Source organism: Flavivirga algicola (genome assembly GCF_012910715.1).
In the GTDB taxonomy this organism is placed as follows: domain Bacteria; phylum Bacteroidota; class Bacteroidia; order Flavobacteriales; family Flavobacteriaceae; genus Flavivirga; species Flavivirga algicola.
This window is the reverse complement of sequence record NZ_JABBHF010000003.1, coordinates 318045-330343: the sequence shown is the minus strand read 5'-3', so window position 1 is coordinate 330343 and position 12299 is coordinate 318045. Positions and strand designations below refer to the sequence as shown.

The following is a 12299-nucleotide window of genomic DNA, read 5'->3' as shown; positions in this document are numbered from 1 at the left end:
AACTAACTTTTTAGTTCAACAAATATAACTAAAAAATTAGTTTAAACTAATTTTTTAGTTTAAAATGTAACATTTGCCCACTTGTCACGTCTAATAGTTAGAATACAAATACTTATATGGATATTATTTTAATTATCATTGCTGCTTTATTTATGGCTCTGGGCATTATAGGCAGTTTTTTACCTGTATTGCCTGGGCCTTTAACAAGTTGGGTTGGACTCTTAATACTTTACTTCGCCGATTCTATAACAATGAGTAAATCATTTTTAATTATCACATTAATTGTTGCCGTACTTATTTGGGTGTTAGATTATATTATCCCTGCTATTGGTACGAAACGATTTGGCGGTACCAAATATGGTATGGTGGGGACCACCATTGGGCTTATAGTAGGGCTCTTAATTCCCTTTCCTGGTGGTATTATTTTTGGTCCTTTTTTGGGGGCATTAATTGGAGAGCTTTTAAATAAAAATGATACCAAAACCGCTACAAAAGCTGCTTTTGGATCTTTTATTGGCTTTATAACCTCTACATTTATAAAGTTTATTACGGCTATTATTTATCTGGGCTTTTACATAGGATTCCTTTTAGGTTAATTAGTACTCGAATGAGCTTGTACCCATTAGAACCCATATTAAATGTCAAATCGTTGATTCATTTAATGGACTGATCAAACTGAGACTCTATTTTGATGTAATCCTCCCAAAGCCCGATTCATATTTTCGAGTTTTGCCTTAAGTTTTTGTCACTGTTTTAATGTAACATTGAAAGAAAGGATATTTTTAGTGCACAAGTCTTTATCTTGATCCTCAAAGTCTAGCATCTAATATATAATGATTCAACCATATAAAAAGAAGAAACCCTATGGGTCTCTCACCTCCATAGGGCTTGTAAATTGCTATTATCAACAAAAAAAATTGAGGGATTAATTAATTTTTAGAAGTGTTGATATTGTAAATATAGCCATAAGTATTGTCTTTCAACTGCGGGAAACCCGTAACACTATTACGGGTAAATGGTAGTTTTTAAGTATATCAACGGTTTTCAGAGGGTAAAAAAGTAGTATTTTTTCAAAAAAAGTAATCCAACCCTCACATTTTAACTAAACAAAGCCCTTTTTCCTTGCTTCATTTAATAAAGTTTCATCCTGTCCGTCACTAACTTCAAAGATCTCTCTTAGGTGTTTTTTCCTTTTCTCTACAGCACTTAAGGAGATATCCAGATGGGATGCCAAATTTTTAGTTTTCACACCTTGGGATAGCAAATGAAGTATTTTTCTGTTTTTATCATCTATAACCAAATCGCTTGTAATGGTTTTTCTAATATGGCTGCTTACGGTACCGCTATAAAATGGTGGATTGTTAAGAACCGCTTGAAAAGCACTCGCGAGTTCACTGGACGTTAAATCACTTTTAATTAAAAATCCCTCAGGATCTATCGTTTTAATAATATTATGAATCCTAAAAGATTCATTAAACATGGTTAATATGATAATCTTAGATCTTGGTAAAATCCGACGTGCATATTCTGCCAGATCTTCACCAGAATTCATGAGCCCATCAGCAGAGGGTGGTAAGCTTATGTCTACAAACAACACATCGTAAGGGGTTTCATTTTCAATTGATTTATCCATGTAGGCAATGGCTTCATCACAATTATTAGCAATATCAATATCGAGTTCCTGACTTTCCTTTTTAGTGAAAAGCAAGGTGTTTTGATACCCCTCAATAATCATTGGATGATCATCAATCATTAATATTTTTAATTTTTCTATCATAATGATATTTCGTTTTAGGTAATGGGGACTTTTATAGTGACAGTAGTTCCTACATCTATTTTTGAGGTTATATTTAAACTCCCACTTATTTCGTTTATTCTGGAATTCATATTCTTTAAACCAATACCTGACTTTGCTTTATTGACATCGAACCCTGAACCATTATCGCTCATTTTTAAGCAAATTACATTATTTTTTAGTTTAAAACTAATATTTACCTCCGTTGCATGGGCATGTTTATGTATATTATGGAGGGATTCCTGTATAATTCTGTAGGTATGAATCTTATTTTTATTGGAGACCTCATCCCAATTAATGTCATCATCGTGCACCAATTTATAATTAAGATTATAGGCCGCCGTTTGGGTTTCCAAAAATGTTTTTATAATGTCTATAAATCCAGAACCAGATACAAAATCGGTATTTAACTCATGTGACACCTTCCTTATATCCTGCTCAATCTCCTTAAGTTCGTCTATATACTGCCCTCTGGTTTTTATAGCCTCAGTACTGTTGCTCATATTTAAGCTATCTAAGCTTAAACGGGTACCAAATAAGCGGCCTAAAACACCATCGTGCAACTCTTCAGAAATACGTTTTTTCTCCTGCGTTCGTGCTTCTTCAATACTTTCGTTTTGTGAGAGCATCAGGTTATAAATCTCTTCATTGGTTTCTTGCTGCTTTTGTATAAACTTTAGTTCCTTATTTTTATTTCGTTGCATAATTACCATATATAGCAGTAAAGAAGAAATAACCACGACCACCGAAATGATTAAAAGCCATAAACGTTCTTTGGTAATTCGAATATTTTCTCTTTCTATTTGTTGGGTTTCAAAACGGATTCTGGCGAATTTGTTTCTTACAGCACGTTCATTTTTTTGCAAACTATCATTAAGTTTAATATAATCATGTGAATGAACTAAAGCCATACTGTCATCTTCTATTCTTGAAAGCAACATCAACGATTTAAGCAAATCATCATTATGATATTTTTCTGAAATTTCTTTTGCTTTGTAACCATAATATAAAGCAGAGTCTTTATTCTCATAATCATGATAATACTCAGCCAAATGTTGGTTTATTATAATTGAATTATATCCTTGACTACTAATACTATCACTTACCCTTAAAGCTTTAATATATAACTTAGGCAGCTTTTCTGTTTCTTTAGCTAAATATAAAGTATGCGCATAATTATCCAATACCAGAGAGTATACATAAGGATATTTATCAATTAAGTTTTTATTTTTTAAAATTTGCTCATAATAGTTTATTGCCAATTTATATTTACCTGCCTTCTTGTACGTATTTGCTAAATTTACTATAGAGCTATTTACTATTAAGTCTTTATTCTTTATATTAATTTTCTTTTTTAATTTTAGTGACTTTTTGTGATAGACCACAGCTTCATCAAATTCATCTAACTCCTTAAAAACAATTCCTAGGTTATTATACACATATGATTTCAACTCAAGTACTGAATTATTTTGTTCCATTGATTCCAAAAGTGTCAATATTTGAGCAGAAATAACTTCACTTTCCGTAAACTCTTTCTCATTTTTCAATATAACCGAAATGCCATACAATGCTTTTGCCAACTTAAATTTGTTATTAATACTCCTGTATATTTTTTCTGCATTGTAATAATAAATAAAAGCACTATCGGTAAATCTTGTGTTTTTTCTGTATATATCTCCTATAGAATAATTAATATCAGCAATTGAAGATGAGTCAGAAGGTTTTAAATTTAATACTGCCTGCTTTAAAGAATCTATTCTATCCAAGTCTATGTTATTCTGTCCATAAGAATGACACCAGATAGAAAAAACTATGATATAAATTAGGTTTGTTTTCAACAAATTAGAATTAATAAGGGATTAACAGACCTTCAAATGTATCTATATTTTTGAACAAAAAAAACTCTATACATCAATGTACAGAGTTTAACTTAATAATTTGGGCTATATTTTTAATTATCCAAATCTCCACCAGTATATGGCGTAGGCATTTCAGTATCATCACCTGCTCTTAACACATCATCTTCATTTAAATCTTGTTTTGTACATGATACTAATGTTGCAAAAATAAACGCTACGAATAAAGTAATTTTTAGGGCTTTCATAATTTTTTGATTTTAAGGTTATTATTATTACTATTTTTCTCTAATTATTCTAATACAAAATTGTTGACCAAAGACACAAAAATGAGTCTTGGGCGAGGGAAAAAACGGATAATTAACTTAAAATCAAATGCGCAAAAATGCTCTGATTTTTTAAAAATGTTTTTGAGGGAAAAATAATACAGATTAATTCGTCTTTGAAGAACTTAGGGATTGTTGGGGCGAACTCTAAGACGCAGTAAAAATCGTTAAACTGCATCTTCCAATAAAATATAATCGATAAAATGTATGTTTTTTACGATGAAAAGACAATTGACTCAAAATAACTGTTGATAACCTGTTAAAAACTATTTGAGTGTAGATTTGCTTTTAACAAGACTTGTTTTAATAATTTTTGTCTTTACATCTTCGTTTAAATGCATGTTTTCCAACCTATTAATTAGCAATTGAGCTGCATGGGCTCCGATAATTTTAGCATGCTGCCTAATGGTTGTCAATCTTGGAAGCGAATGAATAGAATCTGCCTTGCTCGCAAAGCCTATAACAGAAATATCTTTGGGTACTTTTAAACCCAAATTAATCGCCGTATTTATGGCAATAATACCCGAAGAACTATCTGCAGCGATAACAGCATCTACTGTTTTATTCTTTTTAAGGAAAGATTTTATTTTTTTCTGATGGTCGTCCTTCTTTTTTATTTTTAAAACCAAAGGTGTTTGGTTGTTTTCTTCCAGTATAGCCTTGTTATAGCCTCTTTCTCTTAATTTACCAACACTTAAATCGTTAATATTACTAATAAAGGCTATGTTTTTACGATTTTCAAGAAGTAGCCCCTTGGTAGCATTATAGGTCGCATCAAAATCATCTACAATAACTTTATCACATAATACATCATGGGCTACCCGGTCGAACATGACAATTGGCAACCCCTGACTAATGGTCTTCTTAAAATGGTCTATTTCATTTTTAATTTGGGTTTCTTCGGCAACCGATAATATAAACCCATCTACACTGCCATTAGCAAGCAACAAAAGGCTTTCTTTTTCTTTTTCTAAAGATTCGTTAGAAATACATGTAATGATATTATATCCCAAATTGGTGGCTTCTCTTTCAATACCAAAAAGAACTTTAGCCAAAAAATGATTAAGGATGTTTGGGATTATAACACCTATGGTTTTAGTCTTGTTTTGTTTTAAGCTTAAGGCAACTTTATTAGGCTTATAATTATATAATTCGGCTAACTCTTTAACACGTTTAACCGTATCCTCGCCAATTTCTTCACTGTTATTCAATGCTTTCGAAACCGTAGAAATAGAAACGTTTAATTCTTTTGCCAACTGTTTTAAAGTAACCATACCCTTTACATATATATTATAAGTATCGCAATTTACAAAATTACTCTTTGTTAATAGTCTAGTTAAAAAGATTGAGTATCTTTTAATATATGGATAAAGTAGAATTAAAGAACTATCGTCAATTAAAATCAATCGTTTATAGGAAAGAAAAAGACAGACATGTGTAGAAAATAATTTTAAATAGAAATGTATCAAATTTGATAGACAATAATCAAACATGAGTAAAAATTTTACACAATTAAATAGGCGGGTAAGATCAAAAAAACTAGTAACTTCCTAGATTTAAGACTTCCCTAGTATTCTAAACATACCTGTGCCGCACGTTGGACAAATCCCTTTTATAGCTTTTCTGCCATTCTTCATAGTCACTTCATTTGCATTTTTAATTTCTTTTTTGTCTTTACACTTTACACAATATCCTTCCATGGTTTTAAATTTTATTTGTTAAAACTTTAACTCTATAAATGTAGGTTTAATTGTTGGTGTTAGCAAACCAATACGTAGTACTAAAACTACATATTAAACAAAAAACAAAATTTATTGTTTTGATTTTCAAACTCTTATCAATTAAGCACAAGTTATTCCCTAAATCTTTCTCATAGAATACCTTGGTTAGATGGTTATCTAATAATATATTTATGCGATCAACTCAATATTATTAAATCATTAATACCAATTAATAATTATGTCTGGCACAAATCAATTATCAGCATCAAAGAACAGCACATTAATTCCAATAATGATTATTGCTGGACTCTTCTTTATCTTTGGGTTTGTAACATGGATTAATGGCGCTCTTATTCCTTTTATGAAAACCATTAACGAATTAACCGATGCGCAATCTTATCTTGTGGCCTCTGCGTCTTACATCTCTTTTGTTGTTATGGCTTTGCCGTCTTCTTATATCATCAATAAAATTGGTTATAAAAAAGGCATGTCGCTCGGGTTGGTTATTATGGGCCTAGGGGCTTTGGTTTTTATTCCAGCAGCCGAAGCAAGAACCTATTGGATGTTTTTAACAGGTATTTTTATTCAAGGTACAGGTATGACGCTTTTACAAACAGCATCAAACCCTTACATTACCATTTTAGGTCCCATAGAAAGTGCTGCTAAACGAATTTCTATAATGGGAATAGCAAACAAAGTAGCAGGAGGGTTAGGATCATTAATTTTTAGTGCAATTCTGCTATCTGGCATTGATGATATAAAAGATAAATTAAGTACCGTTTCAGATACAGAAAAAGCAGAATTATTAAATACTATGGCAGATAGCGTTGTAACTCCATACATAGTCATGGCCATCGTACTATTCCTTTTAGGCATTTTAATAAGACAAGCACCTTTACCTCATGTGGAGGCAGCACCTATTGATACGTCTAAAGAAGGAGAAACGGCAAAGACAAGTATTTTCCAATTCCCACACCTATGGCTAGGCGTCTTGGCATTGTTTGTTTATGTGGGCGTAGAAGTTATAGCAGGGGACACTATCATAGCTTATGGTATTTCTTTAAACCTCCCCGTGAGCCAAGCTCAATTTTTCACATCATTTACCTTACTCGCCATGGTTGCTACCTATGCTTTGGGCGTGATTTTAATTCCTAAATACATGAGCCAATCGTTCGCCCTAAAAGCCAGTGCTACTTTGGGGATTATACTATCATTTTGCATTGTATTTTCTACAGGGTTTACATCGGTACTTTTTGTAGCGGCATTAGGAATCGCCAATGCTTTGGTTTGGCCAGCTGTTTGGCCACTTACTTTAAAAGGATTGGGGAAATTTACCAAAACGGCATCTGCACTACTCATTATGGCCATTTCTGGGGGCGCTATTATACCACCTTTGTACGGTGCCATTGTTGATGCAAAAAAAGAACAATTATTAACTAGCGGTATTGAAGAAGCGTCTGCCATAGCAGAATCTGCTTCCAGCGGCTATTGGATCTTACTCCCTTGTTATCTCATTATTTTATATTATGCCTTTTGGGGACATAAAGTAGGTCTAAAAAAAGCATAAAAAATCATTCACACCCAACAAACAAATACAACCAAACAATGAAAAACATTACTTTGTTATTTATTCTTTTTTTAAGTATAAATTCAATTTCAGCCCAAGATACTAGTGCAACAATACCAAAACCTAATTACCGTTTAGCCTCACAATTTTCTCCAAAAAACCTTGCCAAGTTAGTGCACTCTACTAAAGTAAGCCCCCATTGGCTAAAAAGAGGCAATCGTTTTTGGTATCAATACAAGACTACAGCTGGCTCTAACTATTATCTGGTAAATGCCGATACGAAATCGAAATCAAAATTGTTCGACAATGAAAAAATGGCAAAGTGGCTAACGGAAATCACAAAAGATCCTTATGATGCACAACATTTACCCCGTTTTAAATTTAAGTTCGTTAAAAATGAAACAGCAATTCGCTTTAGGGTCACTTCTACAGAAGAAGTTGAAGTTATTGAAGATGATAAAACTGTTGAAAATGACTCTTCTGCCACAAAAAAGAAAAAAAATAAGGCGCCTAAAATGGAGAAAAAAGTATACCATCTTGAATATAAATTAGGTGGCAATTCTCTAACTGTCATTGATAATAAAAAGAAAGAAAAAGAGCCATGGAAAAAATGGGCCAATATCTCACCAGATAGTACTATTGTGTTATTCTCCAAAAACTACAACTTGTTTTGGATGGATAAAGCTAATTTTTTAAAAGCCGTTAAAGATGAAAAAGACTCTACTATTGTAGAAAATCAATGGACTACCGATGGTGTAGAGTACTATGGCTATGGAGGCTCTAACCGTGGAGAAAATAATGAAACCAAAGAGAAAAAGAAAAACGACAGGAAAAAAATTCGCGGTATTTGGTCCCATGATTCCAAGAAATTTGTGTTTACAAAATCTGATTCCAGACACATCAAGGATTTATGGGTCATTAACTCAGTTGCCAAAAAACGTCCTACCCTGGAAACCTACAAATACCATATGCCAGGAGAACAGGAATTTTACAAGCAAGAATTATTGGTTTTCGATATGCCCTCTAAATCGGTTGTCAGTGTAAAATTAGATACCACAAAACAACAAGGCATCTCAGTTCACAGGGCACCCAGAAAACAATCGAACAGGGATGATGAATTTCAACCATCATTATTACTTTCTAAAAAAGGAAAAATTTATTTTAACACCATTAGCCGAGACCGAAAAAAACTGGATGTCTGTGTAGCCGATATCAACTCTGGCGATGTAAACGTTTTAATTGAAGAACGATTTAACACCTATATTGAATCAAGACCTTTGGTATTGTTCAATAATGAACAAGAACTGCTCCATTGGTCTGAGCGTGACGGTTGGGCGCATTTTTACTTGTATGATGTAAACGGCAACCTAAAACGTCAGGTAACTTCGGGAGCTTACCATGCAAACCGATTCACCAATATAGACGAGAAAGCACGGGTGCTTTATTTTACAGCAAATGGGATTTCTAAAGACCAGGACCCTTATTACGAACATTTACATCGTATCAATCTTGATGGCTCTGGCTTAAAAAATATCAATCCTGGAGATTATAACACAGCAACGAGCATGTCCGATTCTAACAAGTATTTTGTAAGCAACTACTCCAGGGTCAATACCTCACCAAAATCTGAGCTTCGAAACCATAACGGCACCGTTATTATGAACTTGGAAGAAGCCGATTTATCTCAGCTCTTTGCTACAGGTTATAAATTCCCCGAACCTTTTAAGGTAAAGGCAGACGATGGTATTACAGACATTTATGGCGTGATGTACAAACCTTTTAATTTTGATGAAACCAAACAGTACCCTTTATTAGAATATGTATATCCAGGCCCGCAAACAGAAGCCGTAAACAAATCTTTTTCGGTTAGAATGGATAGACTGGACCGCATGGCTCAAGTAGGCTTTGTGGTGATTACATTGGGCAATAGGGGCGGGCATCCCAATCGTTCGAAATGGTACCACAATTACGGTTATGGAAACCTGAGGGATTACGGCCTCGCAGATAAAAAATACGTAGCCGAGCAACTGGCTAAAATGCACTCTTATATCAATATAGACAAGGTTGGTATTTATGGACATTCTGGAGGTGGTTTCATGTCTACCGCAGCTATGTTAGTGTATCCTGATTTCTTTAAAGCAGCAGTCTCTTCAGCTGGAAACCATGACAATTCTATTTATAACAGCTGGTGGAGCGAAACGCATCATGGCGTTAAGGAAAAAAAGGATGCCAATAATAAGATTTCTTATGAATATGCGATTGATAAAAACCAGTCTTTAGCATCCAACCTAAAAGGCCATCTTATGTTAATTACTGGCGATATCGATAACAATGTACACCCAGGTGGCACCATTAGAATGGCAAATGCCCTTATTAAAGCAAATAAGCGATTCGATTTTATGATCATGCCTGGACAACGTCATGGGTTTGGAAACATGACAGAATACTCGTTTTGGCTCAGAGCTGATCATTTTAGCAAACATCTATTAGACAAAGAAGCTGCAAATATCGATATTGTAGAAATGAATAGAGACAAGCCTAGAAAATAGCATACACTAATAAAAAAGCCATGCTATAACAAATAGCATGGCTTCTTAGTTTAGTATAATTGAATTTAGTTTAGTTAGCTTTTTTTAAGTTTTTAGTAACAGTGGCAACATCTTCGTAAGCTATTGAAGTACCATCCTCAATAACAACCTCTTTCTCAATCTTACTAGTTTCCTTAGCTCGAATGACATTAATGGTCACATCTTTTTCAGATACTTGATAAGCAAGAACTTCAGTAGTCGCTTTTTCTTCAACATAAGCTGCAACACCTTCTGATGTTAAAGCAATACTTGGTGCAATAACCAACGCTACAACCGACATTAATTTTAATAAGATATTTAAAGAAGGCCCCGAAGTATCTTTAAAAGGATCACCAACAGTGTCACCAACCACAGCTGCCTTATGAGCATCTGTTCCTTTTCTACCTTGCTCTTCAATAGTTTTTTTAGCATTATCCCATGCTCCTCCAGCGTTAGATTGGAAGATAGCCATCAGTACACCACAAGTAGTAACTCCCGCAAGCAAACCCCCGAGCATTTCTGCACCTCCAATAAACCCTACGGCTACAGGTACTGCAATAGCTAATAATCCTGGGAATACCATTTCTTTAATAGATGCTTTTGTTGAAATAGCAACACATTTATCGTATTCTGCTACGCCATCGGCCGCATCAAATATTTTTCTATCCTCTTCATTCGCTTTACTCATATCAGAATCATACTTACGCATAACCTCTAAAGCTGCTTTCAATTGAGGAATATCCCTAAACTGACGTCGTACTTCTTCAATCATAGCCATTGCTGCACGTCCCACAGCATTCATAGACAATGCTGAAAATACAAACGGCAACATACCTCCTACTAATAAACCTGCCATAATTTGAGGTTGTGACACATCAATAGCTGTTACGTTTGCAGTTTTCATAAAAGCGGCAAATAAAGCCAGAGCCGTTAATGCGGCTGAAGCGATTGCAAAACCTTTACCAATGGCAGCGGTTGTATTACCTACAGCATCTAATTTATCGGTACGTTCACGAACCTCACTTGGCAATTCTGCCATTTCGGCAATACCACCTGCATTATCAGATATTGGTCCGTAAGCATCAACTGCTAACTGTATCCCTGTATTTGCCAACATACCAACAGCTGCAATAGCAATACCATATAAGCCTGCATAATGGTGCGATACTAAAATAGCCGCTGCTATCAATATAATAGGGATGGCAGTAGACATCATACCAATACCTAACCCAGCAATAATATTTGTAGCTGCTCCAGTTTCAGATTGTTTTACTATAGAATTAACAGGTTTTGTTCCTGTTCCTGTATAATATTCGGTAACTTTTCCAACAGCCAAACCTGCTACTAAACCAGCAATCACCGCTATAAAAACACCTAGTGAGCCATGAGGCAATCCAGTAGTACCCGCAAGCATGCTATCAATTATAAAATAAGATGCGATAACCATAAGACCTGCCGAGCCAAACTCGCCAATATTTAAAGCTGTTTGTGGGTTTCCTCCATCTTTCACCCTTACAAAAAAGGTCCCTATAATAGACATAATAATACCTACGGCCGCCAAAACCAACGGCAAATACACAGCACCTAAACCATTAAAATCTGGCGTTAAAATAAAAGCTCCTAATACCATGGTTCCTATAATAGAACCCACATACGATTCGAATAAATCGGCTCCCATACCAGCTACATCACCTACATTATCACCTACATTATCTGCAATGGTCGCAGGGTTTAAAGGGTGATCCTCAGGAATTCCTGCCTCTACTTTACCAACTAAATCGGCTCCAACATCGGCAGCTTTTGTATAAATACCACCACCTACACGGGCAAATAATGCTATAGACGATGCACCAAGTGAAAATCCTGACAATACATTTAAGACTTCGTTAATCCCCCAGCCCATTTCACTATAAACCATAAAGAGACCACTCAAGCCTAAAACACCAAGTCCTACAACACCAAGTCCCATAACCGCACCACCAGCAAAAGCAACTTCCAAGGCTTTACCCAAAGAGGTTCTTGCAGCACTTGTAGTTCGTACATTTGCTTTGGTAGCAACTTTCATACCTATAAATCCAGCTAACGCAGAACAAATAGCTCCAACTATAAAAGATACAGCAACCATACCATTCGACCCCACTTCCGAACTTCCCTTAAAATATAACAGAACTGCAACAGCTATTACAAATACCGATAGAATTTTATATTCCGCCTTTAAAAAAGACATGGCACCATCTGCAATGTTTTTAGCAATTCTAATCATTTTTTCATCGCCTTGATCTTGTTTGGACACCCAGGCACTTTTTACAAAGACATAAGCTAACGCTATGACCCCAAACACTGGTAAAAATTTCACTATTAATTCCATATTAATTAGTTCTTTATTTGGTTATTATTTTTTAACGGAGCTAAAAATAGGAAAATATAAGTGATAAAAAAAACCCCTATTAATTAAAGATAATATATT

Annotated in this window: 9 protein-coding genes; 3 read left to right on the top strand and 6 right to left on the bottom strand. The window is 34.5% G+C overall.

The features are described from left to right. Window positions 1-116 precede the first annotated feature (116 nt). Complete coding sequence (locus tag HHX25_RS06785; protein WP_169671490.1) at window positions 117-596, top strand: DUF456 domain-containing protein; 480 nt, start codon at window positions 117-119, stop codon at window positions 594-596. Window positions 597-1102: 506 nt separating this feature from the next. On the opposite strand, the gene HHX25_RS06780 is transcribed toward HHX25_RS06785, so the two are convergent. The 5 genes from HHX25_RS06780 to HHX25_RS06760 all read right to left on the bottom strand — a co-directional run bounded on the left by HHX25_RS06780 (window position 1103) and on the right by HHX25_RS06760 (window position 5677). Beyond that, entirely contained in the window at window positions 1103-1777 is a 675-nt protein-coding gene (locus HHX25_RS06780) for a response regulator (protein ID WP_169671487.1), read from the bottom strand. Window positions 1778-1791: 14 nt separating this feature from the next. Further along, window positions 1792-3561, bottom strand: a complete 1770-nt coding sequence (locus HHX25_RS06775) for a tetratricopeptide repeat-containing sensor histidine kinase (RefSeq protein ID WP_169671485.1) — start codon at window positions 3559-3561, stop codon at window positions 1792-1794. Between the two features lie 185 nt (window positions 3562-3746). Continuing rightward, the gene (locus tag HHX25_RS06770; protein ID WP_169671484.1) at window positions 3747-3899 is read right to left on the bottom strand and encodes a hypothetical protein; all 153 of its coding nucleotides are present in this window, start codon (window positions 3897-3899) and stop codon (window positions 3747-3749) included. A 344-nt stretch (window positions 3900-4243) separates the two neighbouring features. Beyond that, on the bottom strand, window positions 4244-5251 hold the full coding sequence (locus HHX25_RS06765; protein WP_169671482.1) for a LacI family DNA-binding transcriptional regulator: 1008 nt from the start codon (window positions 5249-5251) through the stop codon (window positions 4244-4246). A gap of 282 nt (window positions 5252-5533) precedes the next feature. Continuing rightward, window positions 5534-5677 carry a DUF5679 domain-containing protein gene (locus HHX25_RS06760; protein WP_169671480.1) on the bottom strand — a complete coding sequence of 48 codons (144 nt, stop codon included), beginning with the start codon at window positions 5675-5677 and terminating at the stop codon, window positions 5534-5536. A gap of 259 nt (window positions 5678-5936) precedes the next feature. Here HHX25_RS06760 and HHX25_RS06755 point away from each other — a divergent pair, with 259 nt between their 5' ends. Continuing rightward, window positions 5937-7265, top strand: a complete 1329-nt coding sequence (locus HHX25_RS06755) for a sugar MFS transporter (protein WP_169671477.1) — start codon at window positions 5937-5939, stop codon at window positions 7263-7265. A gap of 38 nt (window positions 7266-7303) precedes the next feature. After that, window positions 7304-9814, top strand: coding sequence for a S9 family peptidase (locus tag HHX25_RS06750; protein ID WP_169671475.1), 2511 nt, complete (start codon window positions 7304-7306; stop codon window positions 9812-9814). 70 nt (window positions 9815-9884) lie between these two features. Here HHX25_RS06750 and HHX25_RS06745 read toward each other — a convergent pair whose 3' ends face one another. Next, a complete protein-coding gene (locus HHX25_RS06745; protein ID WP_169671473.1) occupies window positions 9885-12200 on the bottom strand; it encodes a sodium-translocating pyrophosphatase in 2316 nt (771 codons plus the stop codon). Window positions 12201-12299: the final 99 nt, after the last annotated feature.